The sequence below is a fragment of the Actinomadura spongiicola genome, from assembly GCF_003432485.1.
GTDB lineage: Bacteria > Actinomycetota > Actinomycetes > Streptosporangiales > Streptosporangiaceae > Spirillospora > Spirillospora spongiicola.
Genome location: NZ_QVNQ01000011.1, coordinates 130,530 through 146,628 on the forward strand (window position 1 = coordinate 130,530; position 16,099 = coordinate 146,628).

The 16,099-nt window shown below is 72.4% G+C and carries 22 protein-coding genes and 1 tRNA gene; 8 read left to right on the forward strand and 15 right to left on the reverse strand.

Annotated elements, in window-relative coordinates:
* Positions 1–2: 2 nt before the first annotated feature.
* Positions 3–617 carry a DUF6286 domain-containing protein gene (locus tag D0T12_RS29545; protein ID WP_117403700.1) on the reverse strand — a complete coding sequence of 205 codons (615 nt, stop codon included), beginning with the start codon at positions 615–617 and terminating at the stop codon, positions 3–5.
* 140 nt (positions 618–757) lie between these two features.
* Positions 758–1,621 carry a formyltetrahydrofolate deformylase gene (gene purU / locus D0T12_RS29550; protein ID WP_117403702.1) on the reverse strand — a complete coding sequence of 288 codons (864 nt, stop codon included), beginning with the start codon at positions 1,619–1,621 and terminating at the stop codon, positions 758–760.
* Between the two features lie 152 nt (positions 1,622–1,773).
* Between purU and D0T12_RS29555 the strand changes: the two genes are divergently transcribed.
* From D0T12_RS29555 to D0T12_RS29565, 3 genes are all read left to right on the forward strand, one after another.
* Positions 1,774–2,967: an amino acid deaminase/aldolase gene (locus D0T12_RS29555; protein ID WP_117403704.1), complete on the forward strand. Its 1,194-nt coding sequence runs from the start codon at positions 1,774–1,776 to the stop codon at positions 2,965–2,967.
* 258 nt (positions 2,968–3,225) lie between these two features.
* Positions 3,226–3,897, forward strand: coding sequence for an SIMPL domain-containing protein (locus D0T12_RS29560; RefSeq protein ID WP_117403706.1), 672 nt, complete (start codon positions 3,226–3,228; stop codon positions 3,895–3,897).
* Between the two features lie 24 nt (positions 3,898–3,921).
* The gene (locus D0T12_RS29565) at positions 3,922–4,197 is read left to right on the forward strand and encodes an anti-sigma factor family protein (RefSeq protein ID WP_117403708.1); all 276 of its coding nucleotides are present in this window, start codon (positions 3,922–3,924) and stop codon (positions 4,195–4,197) included.
* Here D0T12_RS29565 and D0T12_RS29570 read toward each other — a convergent pair.
* Positions 4,148–4,468, reverse strand: a complete 321-nt coding sequence (locus tag D0T12_RS29570; protein ID WP_117403711.1) for a DUF3618 domain-containing protein — start codon at positions 4,466–4,468, stop codon at positions 4,148–4,150. The genes D0T12_RS29565 and D0T12_RS29570 overlap by 50 nt on opposite strands.
* Positions 4,469–4,630: 162 nt before the next feature.
* Between D0T12_RS29570 and bcp the strand changes: the two genes are divergently transcribed.
* On the forward strand, positions 4,631–5,098 hold the full coding sequence (bcp, locus tag D0T12_RS29575; protein ID WP_117403713.1) for a thioredoxin-dependent thiol peroxidase: 468 nt from the start codon (positions 4,631–4,633) through the stop codon (positions 5,096–5,098).
* 14 nt (positions 5,099–5,112) lie between these two features.
* Here bcp and D0T12_RS29580 read toward each other — a convergent pair.
* Positions 5,113–5,197 (reverse strand) — tRNA-Leu (locus D0T12_RS29580).
* A 212-nt stretch (positions 5,198–5,409) separates the two neighbouring features.
* Here D0T12_RS29580 and D0T12_RS29585 point away from each other — a divergent pair.
* The 3 genes from D0T12_RS29585 to D0T12_RS29595 all read left to right on the forward strand — a co-directional run bounded on the left by D0T12_RS29585 (position 5,410) and on the right by D0T12_RS29595 (position 8,329).
* Positions 5,410–6,411: a sensor histidine kinase gene (locus D0T12_RS29585; protein ID WP_117403715.1), complete on the forward strand. Its 1,002-nt coding sequence runs from the start codon at positions 5,410–5,412 to the stop codon at positions 6,409–6,411.
* A gap of 77 nt (positions 6,412–6,488) precedes the next feature.
* Positions 6,489–7,406 (forward strand): MEDS domain-containing protein, encoded by a 918-nt coding sequence (locus D0T12_RS29590; protein ID WP_117403717.1) that lies wholly within the window; start codon positions 6,489–6,491, stop codon positions 7,404–7,406.
* Positions 7,406–8,329 (forward strand): sensor histidine kinase, encoded by a 924-nt coding sequence (locus tag D0T12_RS29595; protein ID WP_117403719.1) that lies wholly within the window; start codon positions 7,406–7,408, stop codon positions 8,327–8,329. The genes D0T12_RS29590 and D0T12_RS29595 overlap by 1 nt, the downstream gene beginning before the upstream one ends.
* A gap of 9 nt (positions 8,330–8,338) precedes the next feature.
* Here D0T12_RS29595 and rdgB read toward each other — a convergent pair whose 3' ends face one another.
* The 11 genes from rdgB to clpS all read right to left on the reverse strand — a co-directional run bounded on the left by rdgB (position 8,339) and on the right by clpS (position 14,614).
* Positions 8,339–8,944, reverse strand: a complete 606-nt coding sequence (gene rdgB / locus D0T12_RS29600) for an RdgB/HAM1 family non-canonical purine NTP pyrophosphatase (RefSeq protein WP_117403721.1) — start codon at positions 8,942–8,944, stop codon at positions 8,339–8,341.
* Positions 8,941–9,660, reverse strand: coding sequence for a ribonuclease PH (rph, locus tag D0T12_RS29605; protein WP_117403723.1), 720 nt, complete (start codon positions 9,658–9,660; stop codon positions 8,941–8,943). The genes rdgB and rph overlap by 4 nt, the downstream gene beginning before the upstream one ends.
* Positions 9,661–9,680: 20 nt before the next feature.
* A complete protein-coding gene (locus D0T12_RS29610; protein ID WP_117403725.1) occupies positions 9,681–10,430 on the reverse strand; it encodes an MBL fold metallo-hydrolase in 750 nt (249 codons plus the stop codon).
* A 31-nt stretch (positions 10,431–10,461) separates the two neighbouring features.
* Positions 10,462–10,611 (reverse strand): hypothetical protein, encoded by a 150-nt coding sequence (locus tag D0T12_RS36810; protein ID WP_233526355.1) that lies wholly within the window; start codon positions 10,609–10,611, stop codon positions 10,462–10,464.
* Between the two features lie 237 nt (positions 10,612–10,848).
* Entirely contained in the window at positions 10,849–11,643 is a 795-nt protein-coding gene (locus D0T12_RS29620; protein ID WP_117403726.1) for a thioesterase family protein, read from the reverse strand.
* Between the two features lie 58 nt (positions 11,644–11,701).
* Positions 11,702–12,649, reverse strand: a complete 948-nt coding sequence (locus D0T12_RS29625; protein WP_117403727.1) for a PLP-dependent cysteine synthase family protein — start codon at positions 12,647–12,649, stop codon at positions 11,702–11,704.
* A gap of 21 nt (positions 12,650–12,670) precedes the next feature.
* A complete protein-coding gene (locus tag D0T12_RS29630) occupies positions 12,671–12,943 on the reverse strand; it encodes a MoaD/ThiS family protein (protein WP_117403728.1) in 273 nt (90 codons plus the stop codon).
* Between the two features lie 114 nt (positions 12,944–13,057).
* Positions 13,058–13,219 (reverse strand): hypothetical protein, encoded by a 162-nt coding sequence (locus tag D0T12_RS35630; protein WP_158581677.1) that lies wholly within the window; start codon positions 13,217–13,219, stop codon positions 13,058–13,060.
* 15 nt (positions 13,220–13,234) lie between these two features.
* On the reverse strand, positions 13,235–13,663 hold the full coding sequence (locus D0T12_RS29635; protein ID WP_117403729.1) for a Mov34/MPN/PAD-1 family protein: 429 nt from the start codon (positions 13,661–13,663) through the stop codon (positions 13,235–13,237).
* A gap of 122 nt (positions 13,664–13,785) precedes the next feature.
* A complete protein-coding gene (locus tag D0T12_RS29640) occupies positions 13,786–14,313 on the reverse strand; it encodes a DUF2017 domain-containing protein (protein WP_117403730.1) in 528 nt (175 codons plus the stop codon).
* A 4-nt stretch (positions 14,314–14,317) separates the two neighbouring features.
* A complete protein-coding gene (clpS, locus tag D0T12_RS29645) occupies positions 14,318–14,614 on the reverse strand; it encodes an ATP-dependent Clp protease adapter ClpS (protein ID WP_117403933.1) in 297 nt (98 codons plus the stop codon).
* A gap of 145 nt (positions 14,615–14,759) precedes the next feature.
* On the opposite strand from clpS, the gene D0T12_RS29650 reads away from it, so the two are divergent.
* Positions 14,760–16,079 (forward strand): nicotinate phosphoribosyltransferase, encoded by a 1,320-nt coding sequence (locus D0T12_RS29650; RefSeq protein WP_407642126.1) that lies wholly within the window; start codon positions 14,760–14,762, stop codon positions 16,077–16,079.
* Positions 16,080–16,099: the final 20 nt, after the last annotated feature.

Below are 16,099 nucleotides of genomic sequence, written 5' to 3' on the forward strand. Positions count from 1 at the left end.
CGTCAGTCCTTCCGCCAGCCGAGCCGGACGTCGACGTCCGGACGGCGCATCGGCTCGATATGGTCGAGGCGCTCGTCGACCGCGTCGCGTACCAGGTCGGCGAGGTTCGCCGGGTTGCGGTAGTGCGTGGTCGCCCAGACGACGACGTTCCGGCGGACCGGGCCCGGCCCCCGGACGCGGGCGCGTTCGATGCCGGGGACGGCCAGCGCGGCGTCCTCCAGCGCGCGGCGGAGCGCCGCCCGGCCGATGACGCCCGCCAGGCGCGGGTCGGAGCCGGCCAGCGGAACGCCGCGCGGGCGTCCCGGCAGCGACGCCAGGAGGAACGCGAGCCCGAGGACGGCGACGGCGCCCGCGCCGGCCAGGACCTCGGGGTCGTGCCAGGCGCGGCGGCGCAGCGCGTCCGCCGCCGCCGCGACCCCCGGCACCGGATGGACGGCGGATCCGAGCGCCGCGGCCAGCAGTTCGACCGCGGCGACCCCGCCGACCACGGTCACCAGCAGCGCGGCGGCGAATCCGGCGAACGCGCGGCGGGGCCGGAACTCCCGGACGGCGAGCCGCCGCGCCCGCCGCTCGTTCCGCGCCTCCTCGATCAGGTCCTTGACCAGCGTCTCGGCCATGCTCGACCCCCGTGAGCCTCGGCACGTGCTTCCTCACTCATGGTGATCCATCGTCACGTGGAGCGAAACTCGCCATGCCGACATCTCACGCCTTCGGCTGGACGAAAGCGCAGGTCAGAGTCCGAAATCGGACGGCCGGGTCAGCGGAAGACGACGGTGCGGTCGCCATTGAGCAGGACGCGGTGCTCGGTGTGCCACCGGACGGCACGGGCCAGGGCGAGGCATTCGACGTCGCGTCCCACGGCCACGAGCTCCTCCGGGCTGTGGGTGTGGTCGACCCGGGCGACCTCCTGCTCGATGATCGGCCCCTCGTCCAGGTCGGCGGTGACGTAGTGGGCGGTGGCGCCGATCAGCTTCACGCCGCGGGCGTGCGCCTGGTGGTAGGGACGGGCGCCCTTGAAGCTCGGCAGGAAGGAGTGGTGGATGTTGATGATCGCGCCGGGGAGCTTGGCGCAGAAGTCGTCCGACAGGATCTGCATGTAGCGGGCGAGGACGACGAGGTCGGCGCGGTAGTGCTCGACGAGCGTGAGGATCTCGGCCTCCTGCGCCGCTCTGCCGCCCCCGGCCCTGCCGCCCGGCCCGACCGGCAGATGGTGGTAGTCGATCCCGTACGACTGGGTGAGGGGCCGCAGGTCGGGATGGTTGGACGCGACCGCGACGATGTCGATGTCGAGCAGCCCCGACCGGGTCCGGTAGAGCAGGTCGTTGAGGCAGTGCCCGCCCTTCGACACCATGATCAGGACTCGTGGCCGTTCGGCGAGCGCGTGCAGCCGCCACTGGAGCCCGAGCTCGGGCACGAGGGAGGCGAAGGCGCCGCGCAGCCCGTCCGGGTCGGTGCCGTCCGGGGCCGCGAACTGCACCCGCATGAAGAACGTGCCGGACTCGGCGTCCCCGAACTGCTGGCTCTCGACGATGTTGCATCCGCGCTCGGCCAGCTGCCCCGACACCGCGGCGACGATGCCCGGCCGGTCGGGACATGACAGGGTCAGCACGTACTCGTTCACGGTCTCACTCTCGCGGGGAACGGCGGCTCGGAAAGTGCCTTCGAGCTTACGCGGCGCCCGCCCGTGGCCGGGGCCGCGCGGACGCGCCTTGACCGAACCCTCACCTCGAACATAAGTGAGAGATCTTCATATTCGCTGGGTAGCATGACGCCGTGACGAGCAAGAGCCTCCGGGACCGCTACGACACCGCCACGGCCGGCATCGAAGCGCCGTTCGCCGTCGTCGACCTGGCCGCCTTCCGCGCCAACGCCGCCGGGCTCGTCCGCCGCGCCGCGGGCAAGCCCATCCGGGTCGCGAGCAAGTCGGTGCGCTGCCGGGCGCTCCTCACGGAGGTCCTCGCCATGGACGGCTTCGCCGGGATCATGGCGTTCACGCTGCCCGAGGCCCTCTGGCTGGCCCGGGAGGGCGTCAGCGACGACATCCTCGTCGCCTACCCCACCACCGACCGGGCGGCCGTCGCCGCGCTGGCCGCCGACCCCGACGCCACGCGCGCCGTCACGCTCATGACCGACGCGCCCGAGCACCTCGACCTGATCGAGAAGTCCGCGGGCGGCCGCCGGATCCGCGTGTGCGTCGACGTCGACGCCTCCTACCGGCCCCTCGGCGGCCGGGTCCGGATCGGCGCGCTGCGCTCCCCCCTGCGCACCCCCGCCGAGGTCGCCGCGTTCGCCGCGTCGATCCTGCGGCGCCCGACGCTCGACCTCGCCGGACTGATGGCCTACGAGGCGCAGATCGCGGGCGTCGGGGACACCCCGCCGGGACGTCCCGTGCGCAGCCGGACCGTCCGCGCCGTGCAACGGCGGTCCCGGATCGAGTTGGCCCGCCGCCGGGCCGCGGTCGTCCGGGCCGTCCGGGACCTGACGAACCTGGACTTCGTCAACGGCGGCGGCACCGGCAGCGTCGAGACGACCGCCGCCGAACGCGCCGTCACCGAGGTCGCGGCGGGATCCGGCCTCTACCAGCCGCACCTGTTCGACCAGTACTCCACCTTCACCGGACGTCCCGCCGCGCTGTTCGCGCTGCCCGTCGTGCGCCGCCCCGCCCCCGGCGTCGCGACCTGCCTCGGCGGCGGCTACCACGCGTCCGGCCCCCCGGGCGCCGACCGCCTCCCCCGCCCGTACCTGCCGACCGGCCTCTCCTACGACCCGTACGAGGGCGCGGGCGAGGTGCAGACGCCCCTGCTCGGACGGTCCGCCGACCTGCTGTCCGTCGGCGACCGCGTCTGGTTTCGCCACGGCAAGGCCGGCGAGATGTGCGAACGCTTCGACACTCTGCACCTGATCGACGGCGACCGAACGGTCCGAACGGTCCCGACCTACAGAGGCGAGGGCCACACGTTTCTATGAAGGGGGCGACCCCCTTCGACCCCCGCGCGACGCGGGCGATCCTCACGGCGCAGTCACGGTCCCCGTGCCCCTTGCGGTCAGTGATGCACCGCTCCGGTCGCCCGCGTCGTCGGGTCGTACGGCTTCCGGCGCAGGACGCCTCCAGCCGTACGACCCGTACCCCGGGTTGGGGTTCGGGCCGGTGGCGCGGATTGGGTTCGCACCCGTGCCCCGCTCGGGGTTTGAGGCCGTGGGGCGGGTTGGGGTTAGGTTGGGGGGATGAGTGATGCTCCGGTGATCAGTGTGCGTGGGGAGGCCGTGGTGGAGGCCGAGCCGGAGATCGCGCGGCTGTCGGTGCACGTCCAGTCACAGGAGACCGACCGCCGCCGGGCCCTCGACCGGCTCACCGAACGCAACCAGCGCTGCCTCGACCTGGTCGCCTCCTACGGCGAGGCCGTGGAGAAGGTTGAGACGGGCGGGCTGTCCATCGCGCCGCTGCTGAAGTACAAGCGGCGCGAGGGGGATGTGCGCGCGTACCGGGGCACGGTCTGGATCAAGATCACGGTCGTGGACTTCGGGGTGCTCGGCGAGCTGGTCACCCGGCTCGGTGACATGGAGCGCGCCTATGTCGACGGGCCCGAGTGGGCGCTGCGCCGCGAGAGCGAGGTGTACCGGCGGGCGGCGCGGCAGGCCGCGCACGAGGCCGTCGAACGCGCCCGCGGCTACGCCGAGGCGCTCGGGTCGCGGCTCACCGGCCTGGTCGAACTGTCGGACGAGGGCCTCGGCCGGGACACCGGCGGCCCCGTCACGCTCGCCGCCGCCTACGGGCGGGAGCGGAGCCGGGGGGCGGCCGAGGAGCCCGAGCCGATCGACCTGGAGCCCGTGACGCAGGTCGTTCGCGCCGCCGTCGAGGCCCGCTTCACCGTGACGCCCCCCGAGCTGAACGGGTAGGGCCCGCGGCCCGTACACCAGGACGTGGGAGGAACGGACTGCGGGGAGTTCCGCGTCGGCCTCGGCGTCTACGCCCTCGGACGGCTGCCCGGCGCCGAGGCCGACGAACTGTCGGCGCATCTGCGCGGCTGCCCGCCGTGCCGCGCCGAACTCGCCGAGCTGCGGGACGTCACCCAGATCCTCCGCCGCACCGTCCCGGCACGGACGGGCGCCGGCCGCGGACCGCGGACCGGCGCCTCGGGGAGGGGACTCAGCGGCGCCTGCGCCTACGGCCCCAGAGGATCAGGGCGGTCACGGTGACGGCGGCTCCGACGCCGACCAGCACCAGGCGCTTGTCCGAGCCGCCGCCCGGCGCGTCCCCGGCCTCGACGACGGCGTCGTCGGAGCGCACGATCGCACCGACGGCCCGCGCGACCTGACCGGCCTCCTCCTTCAGCCGCTCGGCGCCCCGCTGCGCGATGCTCCGCGGGTTGGCCCGGGCGGCGAGCTCGTCGACCGTGCGCACCAGCCGCTGGCGGCGGATCTCGATCTCCTGTTCCAGTTCGTCGGGGCTGCGGGCGCTGTCAGCCATGCCGTGTCCTTCTCGTGTCGAGCGAAGTGGGCGCGGGTCCGTACGGACGAGACCGTGCCGACGAAAGGTGATCCGAACAGTCTGGCAGGTTCTCCCGGCGAACGCCCGAGGTACCCCAGCCGGTACCGTTGGGTTCATCATTCGAGCGAAAGGCGGGACAGGGTGTCCGAGCGGCTGCAGCCGGGCGACGTCGCCCCCGATTTCGAGCTTTCCGACGCCGACGACGCCACGGTGTCGCTGGCCTCGTTGCGCGGGAAGCGCGTGATCCTCTACTTCTACCCGGCGGCGCTCACCCCCGGCTGCACCAAGGAGGCCGTCGACTTCCAGGGCAGCCTCGGCGACCTGGAGGCGGCGGGCGTCACGGTCATCGGCATCTCCCCCGACAAGCCGGCCAAGCTCGCCAAGTTCCGGGAGAAGGAGGGCCTGTCGTTCCCGCTGCTGTCCGACCCGGACACCGAAGTGCTCCAGGCCTACGGCGCCTACGGGGAGAAGAAGCTGTACGGCCGGGTCGTCGTCGGCGTCATCCGCTCCACGTTCATCATCGACGCCGACGGCAAGGTCGAGAAGGCGTACTACAACGTGAAGGCCACCGGCCACGTCGAACGCCTCCGCCGCGACCTCGGCGTCTGACGTCGAACAAGAGGTACGGGCGGGGGGATTCGAACCCCCACGGTGTCGCCACCAACAGGACCTAAACCTGCCGCGTATACCTGGTTTCGCCACGCCCGCCGGTGCTCCGTCCGGAACGCGTTCAGCTTAGCGGTTCGATCCGAGGCCGCGGCAACGAGTTTCCTCCGTCCCCGGGATAAGGGGCGCGCCCTTCGCGAAATTGCGGACAGGAACGGTGAGAATTTCCCGCATCATTTGCGGGACGGTCTCGGCAGGGCGGGCGGGGACGGCCTAGGCTTGAGGGGCCGTCCGCCAGCACAGTCGGTGACATCATGATCACACGTCCGGCGGGGTCCGCGCAGAGCGACTCCTTCACACACCGTGTGCTGCCCTACGACGGCATGGACCAGTATCTCGACGGCGTCCTGCCGTTCCTGCTGGACGGGGTGGACGCGGGCGACCGCGTCGTCGCCGTCTGCGGGACCGGGCGGGAGACGCTGCTGCGGGACGCGCTCGGCCCCGCCGCGCCGAATGTCGAGTTCCCCGACCCCGCCACCTGGTACGCGCATCCGCCACGGACCCTCGCCGACTGCCTCCACGACGCCGCCGACGCGGCCCGGAGCGGGTACCGGCTCCGGGTCCTCGGCGAGCCCGTGTGGGCGACGCGGTCGCCGATCGAGGTCGCCGAATGGCAGCGGACCGAGGCCGTCACGAACCTCGCGTTGCGCGGCACCGGCGCCTCGATCATGTGCCCGTACGCGGCGGCGCTGCCCGCGGGCGTCGTCGCGGCGGCCCGCCGGACGCATCCGGAGACGGTGCACGGCGCGCGGGCCGTCACCAACCCCGGGTTCATGGACCCGTGGGCCTACTGCGAGCGACACGACGGCGAGCCCCTGCCGGAGCCGCCACCGGACGCCGACACGTTCAAGATCGACCTGCCGGACCTGTACTGGCTGCGCGCCTATGTCGGCGAGTACGCCCGGCGGACGCCGCTGCCGGAGGAGGACCTGCAACGGCTCCTCGTCGCCGTCACCGAGATCGTCACCAACGCGCTGCGGCACGGTGAACCGCCCATCGTGCTGCGGATGTGGACGGACGCGTCCGGCGGCGTGCCCGCCTTCGTCTGCGAGGTGGGCGACGCGGGCCGCTGGCCGCCCGGCACCGGGTACGGGCTGGTACCGCCGCGGCCCGGTGACGCCGCGTCCGTCGGCCGGTTCGGGCTGTGGGCCGTCCGGCTGCTGTGTTCGACCGTGCAGATCAGGCTGGGCGACGGCGGCAGCGTCGTCCGGCTGAGGTTCGCACTGCCCCCATCCGCCGACACGAACGGAGCGTGAGGAACTCCATGCATTGGGCACGCGAAGTCCCCGGCCCGGCGTACCCTGAGCGAACCACCGAAATGGATCGGCAGGCCATGGAGACACCCTGGTTGGCCAAGCGTCCCGTGAGCGCCCTCCGGCCGGGCGACCACGGCTGGCTGGCCTACAGCGGTCTGGAGGAACGCGACCGGGTCATCGGCCCCTTCGTCCGGGAAGGCCTGGAGACCACCGAGAAGGTCGTGTACGTCACCGACGCGCCACCGGACCGTCTCCCCGGCCTCGGCTCCGGGCACCGGATCGACGTGGACGCCCACCGCCGGACCGGCGCGCTGCGGGTGATCTCCCTGCGGGACGCCTGCCTCGACCGGCACGGCGACTTCGAACCCGCCAGGATGGTGGACACGCTCGGCCGCGAGGTCGGCGAGGCGTTCGACCAGGGTTTCCGCGCCGTGCGCATCACCACCGACCACAGCTGGCTGGTGAACGGGCCCCGGCGCTCCGACCTCGGCCAGGTGCTGGGCTGCGAGCACCGCGTCGGCGACACGGTGTCGCCGAGCACGATGGCGATGGCCATCTGCCAGATCGACCGGCGCGCGTGCTCGCCCGCCGAGCTCATCGCCCTCCGCGACACACACGAGGTCCTCGTGGAAGTGAACCCCGAATTCGATGACGGGATCCTGAAGATCGTGCGCACCTTCGAACCCGACGGGCTGCGCGTCGAAGGGGAACTGGACGCCGCCCGCCACGCCGTGTTCGCCGAGCAGCTGTCGCAGGTGAACACCGGCCGTGGCCGCGTCCATCTCGACTTCTCGCGCCTGGCGTTCATCGACCTCGGCGGCCTGCACCTGCTGGCGAAGCACGCCACCCTGCGGCCCGGGGGCGAGCCGCTGGTGCTCGACCATCTGTCGCCGCACGTGGAGAACGTCATCGAGATGGTCGGGTGGCACCGGCTGCCGGGCCTCGTCCGCGGCGGCGACGAGGGGCCACGGCCCGGTTCGGGGGGCGTCGGCTGATGGCCTTGGAGCACAGGGCGTTCCTGTACCGCGGTACCGACGACTTCCTGTCCGCCACCGTCCCGTTCCTCACGTCCGGGCTGGAGCGTGACGAGGCCGTCCTCGCCGTGGTCCGCGAACCGAACCTGTCCGCTCTGCGGGACGTGTTCCCCTCCGCCGACCCGCCGATCCAGTTCATCGACGCGGCGGGGTTCTACCGGCATCCCGTCCACACCCTGCGGGACTACCAGACCGTCGTGACGGCCAGCGCCCCCCGCAAAGTGTGCGCGGTCGCCGAACCGGTCTGGCAGGGGTGGGACGAACGGCGGACACGAGAGTGGATCCGCTACGAGTCCCTCATCAACGCGGTGTTCGAGAACTCGGGCGCCCGCGCGCTGTGCTCCTACGACACCCGAACGCTGCCGCCGCGCATCCTCACCGAGGCCCGGCGCACCCATCCCCTGCTCCTGGACGGCGGGCTCACCCGTTCCAGCGATCACTACGTCGACCCGGTCACGTTCGGGTCGGGCTTCGACCGCGGCCGGCGCCCCGAACGTCCCGACACCGCGGAGTACCTCCCCGTCGACGGCGACGACCTGCACCCGTTGCGGACGTTCGTCAGCGAACGCGCCCACAAACACGGCCTCACCGGGCAGCAGACGCAGAACCTCGTCACGGCCGCTGACGAGGTGGCGGCGAACGCGCTCCGGCACGGGACGCCGCCGGTCGGCCTCTGGATGTGGCAGACCGGCGACGACCTGATCTGCGAGATCGGCGACGGCGGCCGCTGGCGGCCCGGCCCGAGCCCGCTCACCGGCTACATCCCGCCCGACTCCGCCCTCCAACGCGGCTTCGGCCTGTGGACCGTCCGGCTCCTGGTCGACCTGATGGAACTGCGCACCGACCGGAACGGCACCTTCGTCACGCTCTACAGCCGTCTGTGACGCTCGGGGTCAGGCCACCGCTTCGGGGATGAGGGCGGCCAGGGCGCGGAAGGCCTTGCCCCGGTGGCTGATCGCGTCCTTCTCCTCGGGGGACATCTCGGCGGTCGTGCGGGTCTCGCCGTCCGGGACGAAGACCGGGTCGTAGCCGAAACCGCCCGTGCCGCGCGGCTCGCGGATGAGGGCACCGCGCAGTCGGCCCTCGACGCAGTGTTCGACGCCGTCCGGGACGACCAGGACCGCCGAGCACACGAACGACCCGCCGCGCTGCTCGTCCGGCACATCGCCGATCTGGTCGAGGACGAGCCGGAGGTTCGCGGCGTCACGGTCGCCGGTGGCGGCGCCGAGGCCCCCCGACCAGCGGGCGGACAGGACTCCCGGCATGCCGTTCAGCGCGTCCACGCACAGGCCGGAGTCGTCGGCGACGGCGGGCAGCCCGGTGAACGCGGCGACCGCCCGGGCCTTCAACAACGCGTTCCCCTCGAACGTCAGCTCGGTCTCGGGAACGTCGGGGGCGCCGGGGAACTCGTCGAGGCCGACGACGTCGAAGTCGCCGAGGATGCGCCGCAGTTCCGCGACCTTGCCCTTGTTGTGGGTCGCGAGCACGATCCTCGTCATCGGGCGAGGGCCTCGGCCTGGACACGGGTCAGTTCGGCGCAGCCCGCGGCGGCGAGGTCGAGGAGCGCGTCCAGTTCGGAACGGTCGAAGGGGGTGCCCTCCGCGGTGCCCTGCACCTCGGCGAACCGGCCGTCGCCCGTGCACACGACGTTCATGTCGGTGCCCGCGACGTTGTCCTCCTCGTAGCACAGGTCGAGGCGGGGCTCGCCGTCGACGACGCCGACGCTGACCGCCGACACGGACGTGACGAGCGGGTCGCCCCTGAGCAGCTTGCGTTCCCGCATCCACGCGACGGCGTCGGCCAACGCCACGTACGCGCCGGTGATCGCGGCGGTGCGGGTGCCGCCGTCGGCCTGCAGGACGTCGCAGTCGAGCTGGACGGTGTTCTCGCCGAGCGCCTTGAAGTCGACGCACGCCCGGACGGACCGTCCGATCAGCCGGGAGATCTCGTGGGTGCGGCCGCCGATCCGGCCCTTGACGGCCTCGCGGTCGTTGCGGGTGTTGGTGGCGCGCGGCAGCATCGCGTACTCGGCGGTGACCCAGCCGAGCCCGCTGTCGCGGCGCCAGCGGGGCACCGACTCCTGGACGGACGCGGCGCACAGCACCCGGGTCGCGCCGAACTCGATGAGCACCGACCCCTCCGCGTGGTCGAGCCATCCGCGCTGGAGGCGGACGGGACGGAGCTGGTCGGGTGCGCGATCGTCGGGGCGAGCCATGCGCCTTACCCTAGCGGGGTTCAGAGGGTGTACTGGGCGCCCACCCGGGCCAGGTCGATGGCCCCTTCGTAATCGCTCCCCCTGGCCTCCTTGAGCGAGACGTCGCTGTCGTTCCACGGCACCAGATGGGTGAGGACGAGCCGCCCCACCCCGGCGCGGGCGGCGTGCTCACCGGCCTCGCGGGCGGTCAGGTGCAGCCCCTCGGGCAGGCCGGGCCGGTCGAGGAACGACGCCTCGCAGAGGAACAGGTCCGCGTCCCTCGCCAGGTCGACCAGCAGGTCGGACGGGCCGGTGTCGCCGGAGTAGGCGAGGGTCCGGCCGCCGTGCTCGACACGGAACGCGTACGCCTCGACCGGGTGCGGCATCAGCGCGGTCGTCACCCGGAACGGCCCGATCTCGTAGGGGCCGCGCGGCAGGGGCCGGAAGTCGAACGCCTCCGACATGCCGGGGTCGGGCGCGAGGTCGTAGGCCTTGGCCATGCGGGCCGCGGTGTCCGACGGGCCGTACACGGGGATCCGCGGCGGCGGGCCACCCGGACGGTACTTGCGCGCCACCCAGTACCCGCACAGGTCGAGACAGTGGTCGGCGTGCAGGTGCGAGATGCAGACGGCGTCGATCTCGTACAGCGAGCGGAAACGCTGGAGCGACCCGAGCGCGCCGTTGCCGAGGTCGAGCACCAGCGCGTACCCGTCCGCCTCGACCAGGTAGCTGGACGCGGGGCTGTCCGGCCCCGGGAAACTGCCGGAGCAGCCGATCACAGTGACCCGCACGCTCACTCCTCCTTCGTGTCCCCCGAGGAATTCAGGTCAGGGCCTTGCCCAACACGTCGCCCAACGCGTCCCGCGCCCGTGCCGTCGCCTCGGCGCGGGCCGGTCCGCGGTCGTACGGCACTCGGTACACGTCTTCGACGGACTCGTCGGCGCTCGACACCAGTGTGACCCCGTCTCCCATGACATACGAGATGACACTGGTCAGCCCGGAGTAATGTGTACGGCCGGCTCCCGGCGCGGCTCCCGGGGCGGCACGGCCGTGTCCGCGCGGACGGCCCGGTGGCGGCGTCCGGGAGGCCGTCCCCACGGGATGTTTCGGCATGGTGCACAAGGCTAAGCGACTCCGCGCGGCGCGGGCGGCTCATGCGTTGGACATCACACCCGGGAATGTCACACTCCGGACGTCACGCCGGGGACGTCACTCCGGGGTGCGGGGGGCGCGGGCGAGTTGGCGGCTCTGCGCGACGAGGCAGCCCGTGGAGTCCCACACCTCGACGTCCTCGTCGAACCAGCCGCCGGCGAGGAGGCGACCGGTGCCGTGCACGGCGAGCCAGCCGGGCGCGGGGACGGCCCGCATGTGCCAGGTGAGCTCCACGGTCGGGGCCCAGCCGTTCCGGCCGAGGTTCAGCGTCACCGGCGGCAGCGCGTCCACCGCGAGCGCGAGGGAGTACGGGTCGGGCGCGTAGCCGTCGCGGAGCCGGAGCCAGGCGCGGACCTCGGGACGTCCGCTGGGCCGACCGTCCACCCAACCCATCAGGGCGGGGTCGAAGCGCAGGTCGAGCCGGTCGGTGAAGTCGCGGGCGCCCGGAACCGGCCGGAACGGCGCGCACCGCTCCAGCGGCGGCATCCCGGGCGGCTCCGCACCGGACCAGGCGGGCTCGTCACCGGCGTCGAGCGTGCCGGTGGTGATCAGCGCGTCCACGGTGGGCCGACCGTCCTGGACGAGCGTGACCAGGGACGTGGCGGTCGTGCGTCCCTCCTTGCGGGGCTCGACGATCACCTCAGCGGGCCCGGCCGCGGCGACGCGCAGGAACGTCGCCGCGGTCGAGACGGGATGCGTGTGCGGGGAGGCGGCGACGGCGGCGCGGGCCAGCACGGCCAGGAGATAGCCGCCGTTGAGTGCCCCGGCGATGGCGTAGCCGCCGTCCAGGACGGTCTCGAACCGGCCCTCGCCGACCCGCCGGACCTCGGTCGCCGCCCCGAACCCGACCATCCGTGCCCTCCGACCGTCTAGAACAGCGTTCGGGAACGAACTGTACCCTGCCGGACGATCAGGCCCAGAGCTGGCCTTCGAGCCGGGCCTCGGCCTCCTCCAGGGTGCCGCCGTACGCGCCGGTGGACAGGTACTTCCAGCCGCCGTCCGCGACCACGAACGCGATGTCGGCCCGCTCCCCCGCCTTGACGGCCTTGTTCGCCATGCCGATCGCCGCGTGCAGCGCGCCGCCCGTGGAGATCCCCGCGAAGATCCCCTCCTGCTCCAGCAGTTCGCGGGTGCGGCGCAGCGCGTCCCCCGACGTGACGGAGAACCGGGTGGTCAGCACCGAGTCGTCGTACAGCTCCGGGATGAAGCCCTCGTCGATGTTGCGCAGCCCGTACACCAGGTCGCCGTACCGGGGCTCCGCCGCGACGATCTTGACGTCCGGCACCCGCTCGCGCAGGAACCGGCCGACGCCCATCAGCGTGCCCGTGGTGCCGAGCCCCGCGACGAAGTGCGTCACCGTCGGCAGATCCTCCAGAATCTCCGGGCCGGTGGTCTCGTAGTGCGCGAGCGCGTTGGCCTCGTTGCCGTACTGGTAGAGCATCACCCAGTCGGGGTTCTCCTCCGCCAGGCCCTTCGCGACCCGGACGGCCTCGTTCGAGCCGCCCGCCGCGGGCGAGGAGATGATCCGCGCCCCCCACATCTCCAGGAGCTGGCGCCGCTCGGCGGAGGTGTTCTCCGGCATCACGCAGATCATGTCGTAGCCGCGCAGCTTCGCGACCATCGCGAGAGAGATGCCGGTGTTGCCGGACGTCGGCTCCAGGATCGTGCGGCCGGGCGTCAGCAGCCCTTCCTTCTCCGCCTTCTCGATCATCCAGAAGGCGGGACGGTCCTTCACCGACCCGGTCGGGTTGCGGTCCTCCAGCTTCGCCCAGATCCGCACGTCGGCGGACGGCGAGAGCCGGGGCAGCCCGACCAGCGGCGTGCGGCCGAGCGAGTCCAGCAGCGAGTCGAAACGCATGTCCCTGCCCGCCGACCCGCGTCAGCCGCCGGCCACGGCCGGCAGGATCGTGACGCTGTCGCCGTCGGAGACCTCGGTCCCGAGACCGGCGAGGAAGCGCACGTCCTCGTCGTTGAGGTAGACGTTGACGAACTTGCGCAGGCCCTTGTCGTCCACCAGCCGGTCGCGCAGGCCCGCGTGCCGGGTGTCCAGGTCGGAGAAGAGTTCGTCGAGCGTGTCGCCCTTGCCCTCGACGGCCTTGGCGCCGTCGGTGAGGTTGCGCAGGATCGTGGGGATCCGGACCTCGATCGCCATCGCGATGATCTCCTTAGTTCGTACGGGGCTTCCCGCCCCCAGCGTCACAACCGGGCGGGGCACGGGGGAATTCCGGGGTGGGTTACGACCGGATATCTCGGCCGGATCGACGCGTCAGCGACAGTCGTAGACGACCTCGGCGCGCGAATGGCCGAACAGGAAGCTCTGCACGGGCGGCACGGCGAAGGCGCGAATACGGCGCCGTGCGCCCGCCTTGTGCCCGCTCGTCCCCATGACGGCCAGTCTACCGGCCGTCCCCGGGGTGCGTCCGCGCACCGCCGCGCCACCGTTTCAGTCGTACGACTCGACGATCTTGACTTCTTCCTCGACGACCTCGCCGTCCACCATGAGGTAGGAGCGGAACTCGACCTCCTCCGGGTCGCGGGTGGACACGAGCACCCGGTGGATGCGCGGATCGGCCAGCGGGTTGCGCAGGTAGTCGATGTCGGTGCGGGACGGGTACGCCTCGGTGGAGGTGTGGGAGTGGTAGTGGACGATCTGCTCCTCGCCGTTGGCGTCCATCTCCCGGTCGACCCGCAGCAGCTCCTGCGTGTCGAAGTTGTGGTAGGTGGGCGACCGCTCGGCGTTGGTCATCGCGATGAATCGGGTGGGCCGGTCCGATCCCACCGGTCCGGCCACGATTCCGCATGCCTCGTCGGGATGGTCGGCGCGCGCATGCGCGATGATCTTTTCGACCAGAGCACGTTCGATCGTCAGCATGCCCCGAAGGTTACCCGGGGGGCGTTTCCGAACGGCCTCCGGGCTCGGCCCGTTCGATACGGCCGTCCGGATACGCGGGTGTCACCGGACGCGGAGGTGTCGCCCCCGTGCCGCGAGCCGTGTCACCAGAGGACGCGGACCAGGCTCTCCTGGAGCATCGTGAGCCAGTCGTAGGCCGCGAACATGGGCGCGCGGGGGTCGCCCGCGTCCAGGGTCTCCGCCTCCTCGTACCACTCCTCGGTGATGTCGAGCCGGGTGCCGAGCGCCAGCCGGACGTCGTTCAGCGCACGCAGCCACGCCTGCGCCTGCTTCTCGTCCAGGACGATGTCGGCCCCCCGGTCGCCCAGCGCGCCGAGCACCGCCGCGGCTGCCTCCCGCTTGCCGTCGCGCAGCCCCATCTCGGTGTAGCGGCGGAACTCCTCCGCGGCCTCGCCGTCGTCGCGGTACGCGTCGGGGAACAGCCGGGCCAGGACGGGATCGTCGGGCGTGGTGGCGTTCTCGGCGATGCCCAGAGAGGCCAGCTCGTCGTCCGCGCCGGGAGCCTCACCGATCAACGCCAGCATCTGCTCCATGAGGGCGCGCAGCAGCGCGACCTCCTCGGTCTCCAAGCGGACCTTGATGCCGTGGCGGGTCTTCGTCACATGGCTCACCGGGTCAGTCGTCCCGTTTCACGGTGGCCCACAGCCCGTACGAATGCAGGATCTCCACGTCCCGCTCCATCTCCTCGCGGGTGCCGTTGGCGACCACGGCGCGCCCCTTGTGGTGGACGTCGAGCATCAGCTTCTCGGCCTTCGGCTTGGCGTAGCCGAACACGGCCTGGAAAACGTACGTGACATACGACATCAGGTTGATCGGATCATTCCAGACGATGGCCAGCCACGGCCGGTCGGCGCTGACGTCCTCATCGACGTCCGGCCGCTCCAGCTCGACGGGCGCGGGCGCCGTGCTCATGGCGGTCATTCCGCGTGCCCCCTCTCTCCGTGCGGTCGTCCCCGGTGCGAGACGCGGCCCACCGCACCCGATGCTATGCGCCCGCTCGCCGGATGTGATGACCCGCACGACCATCGTGCCCACACCCGGCCCTAAGGTTCCACTTGTGGACCTAGCCGACGGCACCGCGCTGCTGACCGACCAGTACGAGCTGACCATGCTCCAGGCGGCGCTGCGCAGCGGGACCGCCGACCGTCGCGCCGCGTTCGAGGTGTTCGCGCGGAGCCTGCCCGCCGGGCGCCGCTACGGCGTCGTCGCCGGGACGGGACGCCTCCTCGACGCGATCGAGCGCTTCCGTTTCGACGCGGCGGAGCTGGACTTCCTCACGTCGAACGGCATCGTGGACGAACCCACCGCGCGATGGCTGGAGAAGTATCGCTTCACCGGGAACGTCTGGGGTTACGCCGAGGGCGACTGTTTCTTCCCCGAATCGCCGATCCTGGTGGTGGAGGGGACGTTCGCGGAGGCCGTCCTGCTGGAGACCCTCGCGCTGTCGATCCTCAACCACGACTGCGCGATCGCGTCGGCGGCGTCCCGGATGGTGGCGGCGGCGCAGGGCCGGCCGATCATCGAGATGGGGTCGCGGCGGGCGCACGAGCGCGCCGCCGTGGCGTCCGCACGCGCCGCCTACATCGCGGGGTTCGCCACCACGTCCAACCTTGAGGCGGGCCGCCGCCACGGCGTGCCGACCGCCGGGACGAGCGCGCACTCGTTCACCCTCCTGCACGACAGCGAACGGCACGCCTTCGCGTCCCAGCTGGCGGCGCTGGGCGAGGGCACCACGCTCCTGGTCGACACCTACGACGTGGAACGGGCCGTCCGGACGGCCGTCGAACTCGCCGGGCCGTCCCTCGGGGCCGTGCGGATCGACAGCGGCGACCTCGGTGTCATGGCCCGCCTCGTCCGCGACCAGCTCGACTCCCTAGGCGCCCGCGACACGCGGATCGTGGTCACCGGTGACCTCGACGAGTTCGGCATCGCCGCGCTGGCCGCCGCGCCGGTGGACGGCTACGGCGTCGGGACGTCCCTCGTCACCGGGTCGGGCGCGCCCACGGCGGGCCTCGTCTACAAGCTCGTCGCGCGGGCGGACGCGCCCGGCGACGACGTGCCCCTGCGTCCGGTCGCCAAGCGCTCCCCCGGGAAGCCGAGCCGCGGCGGGCGGAAGATCGCGGTCCGCCGCGTCGACGGCCACGGCACCGCCTACGCCGAGGCCGTCTCGACCGGGGAGCCGACCCCGGGGCCCCGCGACCGCCTCCTCCAGGTCCCGCTGGTGCGGAACGGCGAGATCGTCGGACGCGAGTCGCTCGCCGCCGCCCGCGAGCGGCACGCGCGTTGCGTCGCGGAGCTCCCGACGACGGCGACCCAGCTCTCCAGGGGTGAACCCGCGCTGCCCACCGAGTTCGTCGACGGCGATCCGCCCCGCTGACCGCGCCCACCTGGGGTACG